Below are 17927 nucleotides of genomic sequence, written 5' to 3' on the forward strand. Positions count from 1 at the left end.
TACTTTTGCATTGTCCTATTTTTGGGAAACGTTCCTATATTTTGAGTTAGTTAGTTTAAACCGATGGAAACGTCGGTTTTTCTTTTTTTAAGTAGATGTTATAAGGCGGCTATACCAAAAACCAGAATCTTTTATTCTTCTTTTTTGTGTTTTAAAATCCACATGTACAAGGCCAAATCTTGGATAATAACCTTCCGCCCATTCAAAATTATCCGTGAATGTCCAAACAAAATAACCATCTACTTTAAATCCCTTTCCTCTTGCTCTTTTAACTTCCTTTACACAATCTTCTAAATACGCCTTACGATCTTCATCTTTAATTTTATTATCTATAACAGCATCAGTAAAAGCAGCTCCATTTTCCGTAATAATTACTTTTTTTACGTTAGGGTAAGAATTAAAATGAACAATCATATTGTACAAACTAGGAGGGTATACTTCCCAATCCATCAAAGTTTTTTTAACATTTCTTTTTGACGCCTTTATTATTTTTGCCCTTAAATATGGTACTAAAAAGCTATGTTTTACAACCTCTCTAGTATAATTTTGAACTCCAATAAAATCGAAATCAAAAACACTATTCTCCTTATCTTCTGGCTCTAAAAACTTTAAAATCCTTTTTAAAACAGGTACATCTTGTAACGGATACCCCATTCCTAAAGACGGTTCTATAAATAGCCTATTCAGTATTGCATCTGCTTTTTTAGCGGCAACAATGTCTTTCTTTTTAGTACTATAAGGAGTTATTTGAGAACAAGAAAAGGTTGTTCCAATATTAGCATTGTTAACTAAACTCCTAAGTACCCTTCCTCCTATTGCTTGGCATAAAACGGCATGATGAACTGCAGGTAAAAATTGTTTTAAGCCTTTTTTCCCTGGCGCATGAACTCCCAGAAAGTAACCAGCTCCGGTAAAAACCATTGGTTCATTTAAAACCATCCAGTTTTTTACACGATCACCAAAACTAATAGCACATACCGTAACATACTCTTTAAACCATTCTAAAATTTTTCTATTTACCCAGCCACCTTGTTCTTCTAAAACTTGTGGTAAATCCCAATGATAAAGAGTTACCCATGGCGTAATATCACATTTCAGGCAAAAATTAATTACATCATTATAAAACTGTATTCCCTTTTCATTAATCTTACCCACTCCATTTGGTAGTATCCTAGTCCAAGAAATTGAGAATCTAAAATTCTGAATTCCCATAGATTTCATTAAAAGAATATCTTCTTTATATCTATGATAAAAATCGCAACTTATATTTCCATTTTGATTTTGATAAATATTACCCTTTTTCAAAGAAAACGCATCCCATATAGATTTACCTTTATTATGTTTATCATAAGCTCCTTCAATTTGGTGAGCAGCTGTAGCGACTCCCCAAACAAAATTTTCTCCAAAATCTTTAGCACATAATTTACTGGAATTCCCTTTAGGCATATATTCTCTATACTGTCATTGCTTCTTGAAGCAATTTATTAATTATTACATCTGTAACTTCAGGGTAGTCTACCTCTATAATTTTACTAGAATCTACCCAAGAATTCATTTTATCTAAATGTTTTTCTTTAAAAGATTTTAATGTAGGTACCCCCATATCTTTAAGTGCTGCTCTATTACACTGTTGCTCGTATTGTCCTTTCATAGGAACAACTAGGAGTTTTTTCTTTAAGTAAAGGGCTTCTGCTGGAGTTTCGAACCCTGCTCCACATAAAATCCCTTTACTACTAGCCATACTATGTACGAAAGCCTCATTAGTAATAGGCACAATAGATATGTTATCCTTGTAGTAAGGAGTTTTATTATGTTTTGAAAATACCTGCCAATTAACGTGCTTAATTTTAGATAGTACTTTTACTATTTTTTCATCGCTATAAGAAGGTAAATAAACAGTATAGTGATTCCCTTTAGTTACTTTTAAATTGCGTATATCTTTTCTAATTATTGGGGTAAAAATATTTTCTTCATAAGCTTTAAAATGAAGCCCGTATTGATGGGTAGTAGGAGCATAATTTTTAAGTATCATCTTTCCTAACAAATCCTTTTTCTTGGGTTTTGGAGCATTAGAAGATAATACCGCTGCCTGATGACTAAAACTAAAACACTTCTTATTTTTAAGCTTACAAGCCCAAGCCGATACTGGCTCAAAATCATTAATAACAATATCGTAATCCTCAATAGGAATGCTTCTTATTTCTTTTTGCAAACGGGCAGTATTTGCTTTTAAATAAGTGCGCCACATATTTACACCTCCCTTTTTTCCAAAAATAAAACTTAGTCCTTTTAACTGATATTTTATGTTATGCGGAATATTAATATCGGCCTGAGTACCACTAACTAAAATATCTAAATTTACATTTTTATTTTGCAAGGCAGGAATAACGTCCCTTGCCCTACTTAAATGCCCATTGCCTGTTCCTTGAATAGCATATAATACCCTCATTATAATATATTATAATCTTAATTCTGATTTTTAGGAGCTCTTAGAATCTGAAATTCTTTTACCAAACTATCAAAAAGTTCATTCTTTTCTAATACCTCTGTTGGCTCAGAATCTTCTTCTTTTTGGTTAATAACCGAAGTATCTTCTAAATAACTATAAAGAGTCCATTCCGAATTATTATATTCCAATGCTGTTAAATTTTCTATCCAATCTCCAGAATTTAAATACATTACACCTCCTTTTGGTGTTGTAATTTCTCGCATCGCTGGCTGATGAATATGGCCACAAACCACATAGTTATACTCGTTTTCTATTGCAATATCTGCAGCAATTTGTTCAAAATTATTTATAAATTTTACAGCAGATTTTACGCTATTTTTTATTTTTTTAGACATAGAAACTGGTCCCTTTCCTAGCTTTTTACTAATAAAATTTACCACTCTATTTAATACAATTAATAAATCATACCCCTTTGCGCCCAACTTAGCTATCCATTTAGAATGTTGCATGGTAACATCGAAAACATCCCCATGAAAAAACCACATTTTTTTATCATCAATGGTCAACAAAACCTTATTTACAATAGTAAAAGACCCCAATTTAAAACCTACAAATTTTCTGAGCATTTCGTCATGATTCCCCGTAACGTAATGCACTTTAACCCCTTTAGAAATCCACTCCATAATTAGTTTTACAACTTTCATATGTGCCTTTGGCCAATATCTCTTGTTAAATTGCCATATATCTATAATATCTCCATTTAAAATAACCTCTTTAGGCTTAATTGATTTTAAATATTTTAAAAGTTCCTTAGCATGGCATCCGTAGGTGCCTAAGTGCACATCTGATATAACTACAATATCAACAGACCTTTTTTTCATAAAACTTGTTTAAACTTCTTAAAAGAAACTCTATTGAATTTAAGCGGAGAATAATAACTAACGAATTGTGTTAGACAAAATTGAATAACCCAAGTTGCTATCGCAATAAAGATAATTTTCATAGGAAGAATATATATATACAAAGATGTATATATAGAAAATAAAAACTGTAAGCTAAGGTTTACTTTTGAGTTATTACATTGTTAATATGCCCCCTATATAAGTTAAATTAAAGAGCTGTAAAATCAAAAAACCGGGTATTCACAACAACTATAGTGGGTTACGCAACAATACTTTTTTTAAAATTAACTTCCCTAGTATATTTACCATGTAATAAAAAACGAAATAAAATTTTTCATTTTCATATAGTGTTCTCAGAAAAGAGCTTTGTCTTCATTGACAAAGCTCTTTTTAGTTTAAAAGGATTTTAATCTTTTTACGCTTTATTAATTTTCACTTTAACAGACTTACTTATTGGTGTTCTACTTTTATCCGCATATTGGTTATAAGGAATAACCATATTTGTTTCTGGATAATACGCTGCAATGTTTCCTCTTGGAATCTTATAAGATATTACTTTAAAATTATTTGCAGTACGTTCTTTATTATCATAATTACTAGTAATATTAACTACTTGCAATTGTTTTAATCCATACTGCTTCATATCCTCTGGATGCATAAAAACCACTCTCCTTGCATTATATATTCCTCTATACCTATCGTCTAAACCATAAATAGTTGTATTAAACTGATCATGCGACCGAATTGTCATCAACAAAAATTCATCTTTTTCTAAATGATGAGTTGGAAGGGTGTTGACTGAAATTTGAGCTTTTCCATTTGGAAGCATACTAAAATCTAACTCTCTTGCATTATGAGGCAGGTAATACCCTTTACCTTTAGACCTTTCTTTAGTATTGTCATACCCCTTAATTACTTGATCTATCTTGGTTCTAATAAGCTCATAATCCTTGGCCATTTCTCTCCAAGGCACAGAATGATTATCTGTTAGGTGCGTAGCGGCGATTTCAGCAATAATCTCTGGCTCACTTTTAATAGAACCAGAAGCTGGTTTTAAAATCCCCATAGATTGCCTTACTCTACCCATACTATTCTCTACAGTAACATAGCGTTGTACTCCATCTTTTACATCTTTTTCAGAGCGCCCAAAAGTGGGAAGTAAAAGTGCCGTTTTGCCAGTAACCAAATGTGTCCTATTTAATTTAGTACTCACTTGAACTGTTAAATTACACTGCTCTATAGCTTCCGCAGTATATTTAGTGTCTGATGCTGCCATTAGAAAATTACCTCCTAAGCACATAAAAAACTTAGCCTTACCATCGTGCATGGCATGTATAGCCTCTACGGTATCTAACCCTTCTTCATCCGGAGCTGTAAATCCCAAATGCTGCTCTATTCTTTTATTTAATTCCGTATTAACGAAATGCATGATACCTACACTACGATCCCCTTGAACATTACTATGCCCTCTTACCGGACATGTTCCTGTATTTGGCTTTCCTATAGCTCCTTTTAGTAATAAAATATTGACAAACTCCTTAATATTTTCTACTCCATTCTTATGCTGTGTTAAACCCATTGCCCAACAAATAATAATTTTAGATTTAGTGGCTAATAGTTTCACCGTTTCATCTACCTGTTGTTTTCCTACCCCGCTTAGTGTAAGGAGCTCTTCTTCGTCATAATTTTCTATATCTGCCAGTAAAGCATCATACCCTTGTGTATATTTTTCAATAAACGCATGATCAAAAACATCCTTATTATCTTTATCTAATGATGCCAATCTTTTAATCAATAATTTGGCCAATGCCATATCTTGGTTAATCCTTACTTGTAAATGTATATCTGCAATATCTTCTCCAGACCCTAAAATTCCTTTTATATTTTGAGGGTTTTTAAAATTGATTAAACCTGCTTCTTCCAAAGGGTTTATACTTATTACTTTTCCTCCATTTATTTTACATTTTTCTAAGGCAGATAACATTCTAGGATGATTAGTTCCTGGGTTTTGCCCTGCAACAATAACCACCTCAGCCTCATAAAAATCTTCTAAAGTAGCAGATCCTTTCCCCATTCCTAAAGTTTCTCCTAATGCAACACCGCTAGATTCGTGACACATATTAGAGCAATCGGGCATATTGTTTGTTCCTATAGCTCTGGCAAACATACCGTACAAGAACGCTGCCTCATTACTAGAGCGTCCTGAAGTATAAAACACGGCTTCGTCTGGAGAATTTAATTTCTTTAACTCTTCCGATACGATACTATAAGCTTCTTCCCAAGTTATAGGCTCATAATGCACACTATTAGGGCGCAGTACCATTGGCTCTATAATCCTCCCAAATTTGTTTAATTGATAATCGGTAAGTTCTGAAAGTTTTTCAACAGAATTTTCTTTAAAAAAAGCAGCACCAATTTGTGAGGATGTTGCTTCATCTGCAAGGGCTTTTACACCATTTTCGCAATACTCAGCAAAACTAGATTGTTTTTCTGGTACTGGCCAAGCACAACTAGGACACTCAAACCCCTTATCTTGATTCATTTGCAATAAAGCCCCCATAGATTTTAAAACCCCCATTTCTTTAAAACCATGCTTAAGAGCCTCTTTAACCCCCAATACACCTGCGGCTTTTTTTTGCGGCTCTCCTACTCTAATATCTAAAAAGTCTTGGGGTCCTGTTACTGAAACATTTCTTTTAAAATCTGATTTCATTAATGCTAATACCTTTGTTGTTCCAAGGAAAAATACTGTTTTTTTTTAAGTTAAAATCAAAAAAAGAATGGTTTACAACAAAATCCCTACAATACACATCAAATCTTTTAAAAAAGGATATTACTCCTGTACATTTACACTGTAATAAAAAATAAAATTTTTCATTTTCATATAGTGTTCTCAAAAAAAGAGCTTTGTCTTCATTGATAAAGCTCTTTTTAGATTTATAACTATTTTCTCGGTAGTCGAAATTTAAATACCTCAATACTTGCATCGAAACAAAAATTGGCATTTAAAGAATACCTCATAGGCGTACTCTAGGTAGTTTCTTCACTTTAATTTCAACTTAAATTTACAAAACATCTTATTTCATAGTTTTAAAATAACTTTAAGTTAAAAATGGATTAACTATAAGTAATTTAAAAACATATAGCTTTGGAATGTTCTATTAGGTTAATTAATATTTAATTAACTCCTTTAAAACCGGTATTCGTACCGGTTTTATTGTTTTATACACCTACTGCTTAACTTCAACTTAATAAATTTCTGCTACCTATCTACAATCAACACCTTCCCTTTTACCAATTTACACAACACTCCATTAATCGTAATATTACAATGATTTAATTCTTAAAAAAAACGAAATATTACATTCCGTTTTTTACTCTATTAGAACCAAGGTTTTTTACCTACTTGATACGTATTATAGAATTCTTCATCGGATTTAGTTAGGTAAATAATACCTTCTATAAAAGGCACTATACCCGCTATTCCACAAGTAACTACAGAGGCTATTATTTGAATAATTCCTTCTTTCGTATATCCCAAAATAAATTTATGAATACCTAACGAACCTATTAGAATTGCTAATAAACCAGCCAATACTTTTTTGTTTTCCCCTCCTTCTCCTCCAAAAGCTTCTTTTGCGCTATCTGCAAAATCATTGGCTGTTTTCTTTGCTTCCTCCGCAAATTCACTCGCCGCTTCTTTTGCATCTTCTGCAAATTCGCTAGCTTTTTCTTTGGCTTCACCCGCAAATTCCTTGGCAGATTCTTTAGCCTCTTCAAATTTTTCAGATGCATTCTCCCCTAAGTCCTTAGCTTTGTCTTTTGCAGCATCAAAAGCATCTTCTGCCTTATCTCCTAAATCTTTGTTTTCTTCTGACATTATTATTTAGTTTTTGGTGGTTAATAACTCTCCTTAAATGTAATAATTATTTGATTATCAAAGAAATGCTTTATCTATTGGCTCCCAAAGTTCTAGTTTATTCCCATCGGGATCCAAAATCCAACCAAATTTTCCATATTCATATTCTTCTATTTCACCAACAATCGTTACTCCTTCTTCTTTTAAAATTGCTAATAACTCTACTAGATTTTCTACTCTAAAATTCATCATAAAAGATGATTTACTTGGGGCAAAATATTTAGTATCCTCATTCATAGGGCTCCATTGTGTTGAACAATCCTCTCCCTCTTTATCTTTCCACCAAAAAGTACATCCATATTGGTCCGTATTTAATCCCAATCTATTTTTATACCATTCTTTAATAGCATTTGGGTCTTTTGTCTTAAAGAAAAACCCACCTAAACCAGTAACTCTCTTTTTCATCCTTTCTTTTTTACTCGATAATCGAGGCTATTTTATTTTTTCTTCATAAAGATTAATCCAATCTTTTGGAGACATTTTAGCAACTAATTCGCCTATTAAATCATAAGGTATATCCTCTAAATATTTAAAACGTATACAACTTTTTCCCATATTTATTTTTCTTTTGCAGTGTTTAGGGTATTCTTCTACAAACCAATTATATAGATTAGTATCCGCATATATCCCGGAATGATATATGGCAACAAAATTTTTCTGCGATGCCACATTGATAAATGGTAACGGTAACTTGGGATCGCAATGATACCCTTCTGGATATAAGGAATGTGGCACTACATAGCCCAACATTTTATAACTGATACATTCTTTAAAACCATTAGGCAGATTAGCTTTAATAATAGTTCTAATATTAGAAATTACTTCTTTCCTTTCTTCTGGCAATTGCTCTATATATTCTTCCGGAGTGCTCGCATTTGAGGTCATCTTACTTCTTGTATTAAAGATTACCTTCTAAAGTTAACAAATTTTAAAGTACTACTCCTTTCTATATAAATCCAAAGCTCTTTGTAATAATGAGGCCAATTTTTGCGCGGGAATATCTATTACTGGATTAACTCTTAATATTTTCATACGGGAGCGTTTCCCTGCTTCTAATTCCGGATGATTAAGACGTGCTCCTTCGACAAAAAGTATATACGGTTCTTTGGTATTTTTATCTACCCATAAATACACAAATGCCTTCTTTTTATAGCAAAAACATGGCATTCCGTACTTTGTGGTTTCTGCAATATTCTCATCTTGTTTTAAAATAATATCTCGTAGGGCAAGTAAACAACCTTTGTTAGGCTCTTGTTTATTAAAATAAAAAGCATCATTTTGAGTCATTTTAACATCTTAACAGAATTTTGCTTTTACCTTGTCTACAATAGTTTGCGCTAACTTTACTTTACTTTCCACAGTCCAACCTGCTATATGCGGAGTTAATACTACTTTATCTGATTTTATTAGATACTGAAAAGCTTCGGGCATGTTAGCTTCCGTAAACATATTTTCAAAAGATGATTTTTCATATTCTAAAACATCTAAACCAGCTCCTAGAATCTTTTTAGATTCCAAAGCTGCTACCAAATCGTCTGTTCTAACACATTTACCCCTTGCTGTATTTAACAGCCAGAGTGGCTTGTGAAAGGCGCTAATAAAACCTTCATTTATCATTCCGATAGTCAGATCTGTTTGAGGCACATGTAAGCTTAAAACATCTGTTTTTTGTTGTAACTCTAATATTCCCACCTGGCGAGCATCATCATTACCAACACCACCGACTATATCATAACAAATAACCTCTACATCAAAACCTCTTAGTTTTTTTGCAAAAGCCTTTCCCATATTCCCATAACCGATGATTCCAACGGTTTTTCCATCTAATTCGACCCCTCTATTACCTTCCCGATCCCATCTACCAGAACGAACTTCTTTATCCGCGATATTTAATTTATTAAATAAAGAAAGTAACATACCTAACGCATGTTCTCCCACTGCATTTCTATTACCTTCTGGAGCAGAGGCTAAAAAAATTCCTTTTTCCTCTGCATAATTCGTATCAATATTCTCCAGACCTGCACCTAATCTTCCTATAAATTTTAGGTTAGTTGCTTTATCTAAAAACAATTTATCTATAGTAAATCGGCTTCGAATTATTATACCATCATATACATGTAATTTAGATTCTATTTCCTCTTTAGAAGAGGTATAATCTTCATCGTTTTGAAAACCTATAGCATTAAATTGCTCTATTATTAAGGGATGATTAACATCTAAGTGTAATACTTTCATAAATTATATCTTGGGGTATTCTGTTTGGGTTTTTTCGTCCTGTACTTTTCCTGTATGCGCAGTAGTCAATTTTTCAAAAAGAAGCACATGTACTACTTCTCCGTTTTTAGTCATTGGGTTATGCTCCACCCCTTTAGGAACCACAATTATCTCTCCTTCTTTAACCACCTCTGTGCGGTCTCTAAATTGCATATACAAAGTTCCTTTTATAACCTGAAATAACTCATCTTCATTATCATGAGCATGCCAAACAAATTCATCTTTAAGCTTTGCAAGTAATACTTGCATATTATCTACAACAGCTATCTGATGCGGATGCCATTGTTTTGAAAATTCGGCATGTTTGGCTACAATATTTATACTTTTCATTACAACGCTATTTAAATAGTAAACTTCGGCCTTGGGGGTGCTTAAATCTTGATTAGGGAGAAAGGTATTGCAAAAGGACTTAAATTCCTAATACCATTTTGGCAATCCAAAAGTAAATAAGAATTCCAAAAATATCATTGCTTGTAGTAATAAATGGACCAGTAGCTATAGCAGGGTCTATTCCTCTTTTATCTAAAAACAGTGGTACAAATGTACCAATAAGACCTGCGACTATTATAACTACTACTAAAGAAGCAGATATGGCAAATGCTGTATTTATTTCTCCTTTAGTTATCCAAACAAAAAGAAACAAAAACAATGCTAAAATAGTCCCATTTAATGCCGATAATAGCATTTCTTTAATTAAACGTTTATTAATGCTTCCTTTTACATCATCATTCGCTAAACCTTGCACAATAATTGCGCTAGATTGCACCCCAACATTACCTGCCATTGCCGCAATTAGAGGAGTAAAAAAGAATAATACAGCATACTTTTCAAATGTATTTTGAAACCCTTCCATAATTAAAAAAGCCCCAACTCCACCAATAAGGCCTAAAAAAAGCCAAGGTAAACGAGCTCTTGTAAGTTCTAATATACTATCATCTGCTTCTACATCTTGAGTAATACCCGCTGCTAATTGGTAATCTTTATCTGCTTCTTCTTTTAATACATCTACAATATCATCAATGGTAATTCTTCCCAATAAAGTTTTAGCATCATCTACTACCGGAATAGCTTCTAAATCGTACTTTGCCATTACTTTAGCTACATCTTCTACATCATCCTGTACATGAACATAATCTACTTTAGAAATATAAATATCTGCTATCTTTTTCTCGTTTTTAGCTACAATAAGATCTTTTAAAGATAAACGCCCCACTAACGTATCTTGTTTATCTACCACATATACGGAGTGTACTCTGGTAACTTCTTCTGCCTGGCCTCTTATTCTGCGAAGACAACCAGCAACCGTCCAAGTATCATATACTTTTACGAGCTCTTTAGCCATAAGCCCCCCTGCTGTATCTTCATCATAAGCAAGAAGTTCCTTTATTTCTTCTTTATGCTCTTCGTCTATTATTTCTGAAATTACCTCCTGTTGGCGATCTTCTGGTAGTTCTGCAATAATATCTACTGCATCATCAGTATCTAACTCTTGTAATTCTTCTGCAATTTCTTTAGAAGATAAATTTCCTAAAATAGCCTCTCTAAGATCATCATCTACTTCCGTTAAAACATCTGAAGTTTTGTCACTATCTAACAACTTAATTAAATAGGTGGCTTCTTCTTCTTTTAACTCATTTACAATTTCAGCTACATCGGCATAATGCACCTCTTCTAGAAGAGATTCTAATTGCGAATTCTCTCCAGATTCAATGCGCTGTTTTATTTCAGCTACAAGCTCGTCTGTAAGTTTAAACGGTGTCATGTGCTATCTTCTTGGTAAGCGTAATAAAATCGGCAACAGCCAATTGTTCAGGACGCTTGTCAAAGATAACATCTTCTTTTAGATTATCAGAAATAGCAAAAGATTTTAAACTATTTCTTAATGTTTTTCTTCTTAGGTTAAACGCTGCCTTTACTACTTTATACAATAACTTAACATCGCAATCTAGTTTTAAATTCTCTTTCCGAGTTAATAAGATTACACCGGATTGTACTTTCGGTGGCGGATTAAATACTTCTGGTGCTACAGTGAATAGATATTCTGCCTTATAAAATGTTTGTGTTAAAACCGAAAGTATACCATAGGCTTTACTGCCTTCTTTAGAGCATATACGTTCTGCTACTTCTTTTTGAAACATTCCTGAGAATTGCGGCACTTGATCTCTAAGTTCTAACATTTTAAACACAATCTGCGTAGATATATTATATGGAAAGTTTCCTGTTATTGCAAATTGTTCTTTACCAAAAAGGGTTTCTATATTGTACTTTAAAAAATCAGCCTCTACCACCTTAAAAGTTCCTTTTCGCTGTTGTAATTCTGGATGTTCTAAAGGAAAATTAGTATTTAGGTATTCTATAGATTCCGTATCCAAATCTAAAGCTACTAAATTCATTTCTTGTGCTAACAAATGCTTGGTTAACACTCCTGTTCCAGGGCCTATTTCTATGACATTTTTATATCCATTTAGCGACAGTGTATTTGCTATATCATAAGCAACAGTTTCATCTTTTAAAAAATGTTGTCCTAAGTGTTTTTTTGCTTTTACTGGGCTCTCTTCTTGCCAGTGTTTTTTATATTTTGGCTTATCTCCTACATATTTATTCTTCCCTTTTTTTGCCATAACTTAATGTTCGCTAACTATTTCTAATTCCGTTCTAAACGCTACAAATTTCCCAGCATAACGTTTTGCTCCATCCGAACGCATTTTATCAGCATCTTCTTGATAATATTTCTGTAAAGTTTCTTTACTATCAGTAGTATACTGTACGGAATATGTTTTTCCTCCCATTTCCTCCTCAATCAAGACTTTGGTCATTAACGCTTTGGTAAATTTACCCGTGGCAAGCATTTCTGGAATATGAGTCTCTTTCATCCAAATAAGCCAAGAATCTACTACAGATTCTTCTACATTAATAGTAACATTATATATATACATAATTTTTAATTTATTACATCGCCGCGTAACCTTCTAAAACGTTTCCCGGCAATCGGGGAATAGTAACTGTCTTGGTAATTATAGATTATTTTTTCGTAATGACTTTTAGCTTCCTCTGGCTTATTTAATTTTTCTTCATACAAAGTTCCTAATGCAAAATGAGCATCGTCTGCCAAGATTCCTTGTCCATAAAATTCAACTATCTTTTGATAATTAAAAACGGCTTTAGAGTATTCTTTTAACTGCTGCAATAGCTCTCCTTGTTTTAACAAAGCTTCATCCTCTATTTTCTCTCCTTTATGATTTTCTAGAATATCGTCTAAAAGTGTTACTGCGTCTTTTGTTTTATTTTGATAGGCCAATAAATCTGCTCTGGCATATTTTCGTAATGCTATTTGCGTAGAATCTTCCAAAGTATTATCCGATATTAAAAGACTTAACTGCATGGCATCATTTGCAATGAGTTGCGATGTAGAACTTCGCAGTACTTTTAATTGTGTTAGAGCCCAATTAAAGTCTCCTTTATAAAAACTAGTCTGAGCTACTTTAAAACGAGCATTTTGCCCAATAACATCATTCTTAAACTTTTGCTGAATTTGCGAGAAATATATAAGAGCCTCATTAAATTTTCTATGATACACTAAAATTTCACCAAGCGCAAATTTTACATAGGCTACAGCCTCTCTATTTAGCGGAATTTCTAAATAATCTTTCAGTATTTTAATGCCTGGTTCTGGTGTGTTCCTTTTAAAAGTTAAAAATTTAGCATAAGCCACTTGTAACCTAAGTGTTGTATTTTTAATACCGTGTATTTGTAGTAATTCTTTATACTTTTTTTCGACTACATCTAGCGATTCTCCTTGCGATAATTGAATGTTTATTAACTGCAATTCAGAATCTAACCTTGTTGCACTGTCGTCTGTTTCTTCTAAAACAAACTCATATATATCTTTTGCAACGTCTAACTCCTCAGCACCAAGAGCAGCGTCTGATAAATCTATCAGCCGATTAGTATTTGACCCTTCTGTTCTTTTATATATAGCTTTTTCTTGTCTAAAAGCACTACTGTATTGTTTTTGTTTTACAAACAACCAACTTAACAGTTCATTCCAAAGCGTATCCGGATTTCTTTGTGCATTCCTTAATAAAATTCTTTTTAGTTTTAGGTTATTATCATTATTTGGATCATCGCTGATAAAAGCGTCTAGGTTTCTTAACACATTAGATTTAGAGGTTTTTCCTTCAATAATCAAGCTTAAATAAGCTTCGTACATCTGTTCTATATTCCCTTGTTCCCCATGAATTCTGGCTAATTGAAAATTAAAATTCAAAGAAGAGTTTAATTTCATTGCTTTTTCATATGCCGTAATTGCATAATTAAGTAAAGTGTATTTATGAAATTTAGCCCCTATTTGAGCCCCATAATTAGGGTTTTTATTTAAAAAATCAATTGCCTTATCATATTGCTTTTCCGCTTCTTCTTTTTCCTCTTGAAGCGTATAATTATACCCTAAATCTATATACAAAACGGGCATAGATTTACGCATTTTTAACCTTTTAAATAAAAAATTTTCAGCATCTTCATAGCGTTCTAACTGTTGATAACACGCTACTAGTCCTTCTGCAAAATCTAATCTATTGGGGTTAACATCCACTAGCTTCTCATAATACACTACAGCTTTACCGAACTCCCCGTCATTAAAATATTGTTGCGCTAAGAAATCTTCCTGAGCAGAAGTCCAGAAAAAACAACAAAGAAACAAAGATGTGAGAAATACGCGCAAGCTTAGGTTTTTCTCAAAGATACACAGATTAACGAAAGGGCATGTTAATGGAAGTATAAGAATTAGTCTATCTTACTAAAACCACAATACGGAACTAACACTTCTGGAATTTCTATTCCGTCTTCTACTTGATAGTTCTCCAAAATACCTGCAAGCACTCTTGGCAATGCTAGAGAACTACCATTTAAAGTATGTGCTAATTGGCTTTTGCCATTTTCATCTTTATATCTTAGTTTTAATCTATTGGATTGGTATGCCTCAAAATTAGAAACCGAACTAATTTCTAACCAACGGTCTTGCGCTGTAGAAAACACCTCAAAATCATAGGTTAAAGCAGATGTAAAGCCCAAATCACCGCCACATAATCGCAATATTCTATAAGGCAATTTTAATTCCCTAAGAATGTTCTTAACATGTTCTACCATACCGTCTAAAGCTTCAAAAGATTTAGATGGGTGTTCTACACGTACAATCTCCACTTTATCGAACTGATGTAAACGATTTAATCCACGAACATGGGCACCATAACTCCCTGCCTCTCTTCTAAAACAAGGTGTATATGCAGTATAACAAATAGGGAATTGTTGTTCTTTTAAAATTTCCCCTCTAAATAAATTTGTAACTGGTATTTCGGCAGTAGGAATTAAATATAAATCATCCTCTCCTATATGATACATTTGCCCTTCCTTATCTGGTAATTGTCCTGTTCCGTAACCAGAAGCTTCATTCACCAAATGAGGTACTTGTATTTCTGTATAACCAGCCTCTGTATTTTTATCTAAGAAATAAGCTATTAATGCACGTTGCAAACGAGCTCCCTTTCCTTTATAAACAGGAAAACCAGCTCCTGTAATCTTAACTCCTAATTCAAAATCTATAATATCATATTTCTTAGCTAGCTCCCAATGTGGTAAAGCGTTAGACACTAATTCCGGCACTGTACCTTCTGAAAACACTTCTTCATTATCCTCATCAGTATTCCCCGCAGGAACGCTGCTATGAGGAATGTTTGGAATCTGATATAATAAAGATTGTAATTCTTCTTCTACAGTAGTCAAAGTATCGCTTAAAACTTTTGAATCTTCTTTTAAAATTCCTGTTTTTTCTTTTAAAACATTTGCTTCTTGGGCTTTTCCAGATTTAAAAAGCATCCCAATTTCTTTAGACAAGGCATTAGACTCTGCTAAGGTTTTGTCCAATTTTGTTTGGGTTTCACGTCTTTTATCATCTAATTCTATAGCCTTTTCTAATAAAGGAGCTCCATCTATATTTCGCTTTGTTAAAGCGGTAATAAAATCGTTTTTAGAATCTCTGATTGCCTGTAATTGTAGCATTGTTTTATATTTTGAACTGCAAATTTAGGTTTATTTGCGTCTACTGCCAACTGAAATTCGTTTACTCATCTGTTAATTGAGATGTAAGAATCCAATTGTTATGCGAAAAGTGATTCCAAGGGGTATTTGCTAAGTCTATTTCTGGGTTAATAAAATTTTTCATTGGCCTAGCATTTATACTAATTTTAGAGTTAATAGCATATACGGAAACCTCTTCTCCTTTTTCTTGATATTCCTTTTTAATATGTTGCGCAAATTGCCATATAAAATCTGGATAAGCAGCAACCCTTGCCCTTTGTTTATGCGTTAGGTATTTCTCTTGTTTTATATAACTAGCTTTACCCGTTTTTTTATTTACGACTTTAAAAAGAATACTCCCTCTTCTACTACGCAACATCATACGCCAACTTAATCGATGTCCTTCTTCTGTCCATAATACATTATCCTTTATAAAATGGTGTCTTATTGGTAAAAGTATCTGAATCATAAAATACACTCCAAATACGCCTTTAAGTAAATTAGCATAATTAGGTTTGCCAATTTCCTTGACAGAGTATCGTTCTTTCTTTTTGAAGAATATTTTTCTAATTATTTCGGGCTCAAAAAAGAATACTGTAAATGCCAAAGATAAAAAAGGAAATATGCCTATTTGAAAAACTACGGCATTAAATAAATGAAAAAATATGGATAGAAAAAAGGCAATTTTCCTCGTTGGTTTATATAATAAAGCTGGAATCACTAATAAATCGAAAAGAATACCAAAAACGCCCATAATAACATGCACCCAGTGCTGTTGCAGAAACGTGCCAATAACATAGTAATCTGCTTTACTTTGCATTAGGAGTTTTAGCATTCCGAAATCTAACCAATCCCCATACATTTTTGCAACAGAAGCGTAAGTGTAGACCACAAATAATTGCGCGACAACGATCCATTTAACATATGCATACATGGAATTGCTCTGTACTACTCTATCCTGCTTAACATCTAAAGAATTACTCTTCTCCGCAGGTAAAAAACACATAATTAATGTAATTAAAACCAACAAATAGTAATGATTATTATACGATGTTTTTTGCATCAGATAAACCGCTGTCCATAGAATAAAAAAGGATATAACACTAAATCTATATTTGTATCCTATTGCGATGAAAACTCCCAGAGTACCCATCACAAAAAAATAAAAATACATACCATTTCCTGGCAAAGGCTGTAACCACTCAAAACCAATAAAGTTAAATGTAAAAGATGGCTCTATTAAAGTCTTCCTAATCCATCCGGTTATAATTGCTCCATAGCTTTCTAGCGCTACTAATATTCCAAAAAAGATTCTAAAAATTATAAGGGAACTGTTATCTATTCTCCGGAAAAGAAATCGATTTAACATCTTACTTTAGTATTAGTTGTAAAGAAGTTTCTTTATCTAAAACCAATTGCTCTTTAAGCGCATCTACAGATTCAAATTTACGTTCATCTCTAATTCTATCTAAAATATCAATCTGTATTTTTTGATGGTACAAATCTTGATTAAAATCAAAAAAATGAACTTCGATACTTTGTTCTTTTCCGCCTACTGTAGGATTAAAGCCAATATTCATCATTCCAGAAACACGCTTTCCTGCTATAGTACTCTGCACAACATAAACTCCATTTTTAGGTATGAGTTTATATTTTTCTTTCATTTTAATATTTGCCGTTGGAAATTGTATTTGCCTACCTAAACCTTTTCCTTCTTTAACAACTCCTGTAAGCATATAACTATAGCCCAAATACTTATTAGCAGTCCTAATATCACCTTCTTTTAAGGCTTTTCTTATTTTAGTAGAACTAACAGACACATCATTTATCTCTTGCGCCGGTATTTCTTCTACATCAAAATTAAATGTGTTTCCGAAAGCAATTAAATCGGTAATATTAGCATTTCTATTACGCCCGAACCTATGATCATAACCAATAATTATCTTTTTTGTACCCAATTGATCCACCAATAGGTCGCTAACAAATTCTGTTGCAGAAAGCCTTGAAAACTCCGTAGTAAAAGGATGCACAATTAACTGTTCTAAACCTAATTGTTCTAAAATTTCTCCTCTTTCCTCAATAGTATTTAAAAGTTTTATATCTGCATCTTTCTGTAAAACCATTCTAGGGTGCGGAAAAAAAGTAAGTACTGTAGGAACTAAACCTAATTCTTTGGCATTATTAATAAGGCGATTAATTATTTTTTTGTGTCCAATATGTACTCCATCAAAAGTACCAATAGTTATTGCTATTGGTTGTTTTTTATCGTACTTGGATATGCTTTGAACTATATTCACTTAATAATAACTAA

At 32.8% G+C, this 17927-nt stretch carries 17 protein-coding genes; all 17 read right to left on the minus strand.

Going from position 1 to position 17927, the window contains the following annotated elements:
* Positions 1-87: 87 nt before the first annotated feature.
* Positions 88-1446, minus strand: a complete 1359-nt coding sequence (locus Q0856_RS03705; RefSeq protein WP_298502749.1) for a GH1 family beta-glucosidase — start codon at positions 1444-1446, stop codon at positions 88-90.
* Between the two features lie 7 nt (positions 1447-1453).
* Positions 1454-2449 carry a glycosyltransferase family protein gene (locus Q0856_RS03710; RefSeq protein ID WP_298502752.1) on the minus strand — a complete coding sequence of 332 codons (996 nt, stop codon included), beginning with the start codon at positions 2447-2449 and terminating at the stop codon, positions 1454-1456.
* Positions 2450-2466: 17 nt separating this feature from the next.
* A complete protein-coding gene (locus Q0856_RS03715; protein WP_298502755.1) occupies positions 2467-3330 on the minus strand; it encodes a UDP-2,3-diacylglucosamine diphosphatase in 864 nt (287 codons plus the stop codon).
* Positions 3331-3766: 436 nt separating this feature from the next.
* Positions 3767-6064, minus strand: a complete 2298-nt coding sequence (locus Q0856_RS03720) for an FdhF/YdeP family oxidoreductase (protein ID WP_298502757.1) — start codon at positions 6062-6064, stop codon at positions 3767-3769.
* Between the two features lie 669 nt (positions 6065-6733).
* A complete protein-coding gene (locus Q0856_RS03725; protein ID WP_298474397.1) occupies positions 6734-7231 on the minus strand; it encodes an NINE protein in 498 nt (165 codons plus the stop codon).
* Positions 7232-7288: 57 nt separating this feature from the next.
* Positions 7289-7675, minus strand: coding sequence for a VOC family protein (locus Q0856_RS03730; protein ID WP_298474399.1), 387 nt, complete (start codon positions 7673-7675; stop codon positions 7289-7291).
* 27 nt (positions 7676-7702) lie between these two features.
* Positions 7703-8155: a DUF1801 domain-containing protein gene (locus tag Q0856_RS03735; protein ID WP_298474401.1), complete on the minus strand. Its 453-nt coding sequence runs from the start codon at positions 8153-8155 to the stop codon at positions 7703-7705.
* A gap of 51 nt (positions 8156-8206) precedes the next feature.
* Positions 8207-8557, minus strand: coding sequence for a DUF1801 domain-containing protein (locus Q0856_RS03740; protein WP_298502761.1), 351 nt, complete (start codon positions 8555-8557; stop codon positions 8207-8209).
* 9 nt (positions 8558-8566) lie between these two features.
* A complete protein-coding gene (locus Q0856_RS03745; protein WP_298502764.1) occupies positions 8567-9505 on the minus strand; it encodes a 2-hydroxyacid dehydrogenase in 939 nt (312 codons plus the stop codon).
* Between the two features lie 3 nt (positions 9506-9508).
* On the minus strand, positions 9509-9874 hold the full coding sequence (locus Q0856_RS03750) for a cupin domain-containing protein (protein WP_298502766.1): 366 nt from the start codon (positions 9872-9874) through the stop codon (positions 9509-9511).
* A 79-nt stretch (positions 9875-9953) separates the two neighbouring features.
* Positions 9954-11306 (minus strand): magnesium transporter, encoded by a 1353-nt coding sequence (gene mgtE, locus Q0856_RS03755; RefSeq protein WP_298474410.1) that lies wholly within the window; start codon positions 11304-11306, stop codon positions 9954-9956.
* Positions 11293-12165, minus strand: a complete 873-nt coding sequence (gene rsmA / locus Q0856_RS03760) for a 16S rRNA (adenine(1518)-N(6)/adenine(1519)-N(6))-dimethyltransferase RsmA (protein WP_298474411.1) — start codon at positions 12163-12165, stop codon at positions 11293-11295. Before rsmA ends, mgtE begins: the two co-directional genes overlap by 14 nt.
* Positions 12166-12168: 3 nt before the next feature.
* A complete protein-coding gene (locus Q0856_RS03765) occupies positions 12169-12480 on the minus strand; it encodes a DUF4286 family protein (protein ID WP_298502769.1) in 312 nt (103 codons plus the stop codon).
* 5 nt (positions 12481-12485) lie between these two features.
* On the minus strand, positions 12486-14264 hold the full coding sequence (locus Q0856_RS03770) for a tetratricopeptide repeat protein (protein WP_298502772.1): 1779 nt from the start codon (positions 14262-14264) through the stop codon (positions 12486-12488).
* 62 nt (positions 14265-14326) lie between these two features.
* Positions 14327-15598 carry a serine--tRNA ligase gene (gene serS / locus Q0856_RS03775; protein WP_298474417.1) on the minus strand — a complete coding sequence of 424 codons (1272 nt, stop codon included), beginning with the start codon at positions 15596-15598 and terminating at the stop codon, positions 14327-14329.
* Between the two features lie 61 nt (positions 15599-15659).
* Positions 15660-16985, minus strand: a complete 1326-nt coding sequence (locus Q0856_RS03780; RefSeq protein WP_298502775.1) for an HTTM domain-containing protein — start codon at positions 16983-16985, stop codon at positions 15660-15662.
* Position 16986: 1 nt separating this feature from the next.
* Positions 16987-17913, minus strand: a complete 927-nt coding sequence (locus tag Q0856_RS03785) for a bifunctional riboflavin kinase/FAD synthetase (RefSeq protein WP_298474421.1) — start codon at positions 17911-17913, stop codon at positions 16987-16989.
* Between the last annotated feature and the right edge of the window lie 14 nt (positions 17914-17927).

The sequence above is a fragment of the uncultured Maribacter sp. genome, assembly GCF_947496775.1.
Classification (GTDB): Bacteria; Bacteroidota; Bacteroidia; order Flavobacteriales; family Flavobacteriaceae; genus Maribacter_B.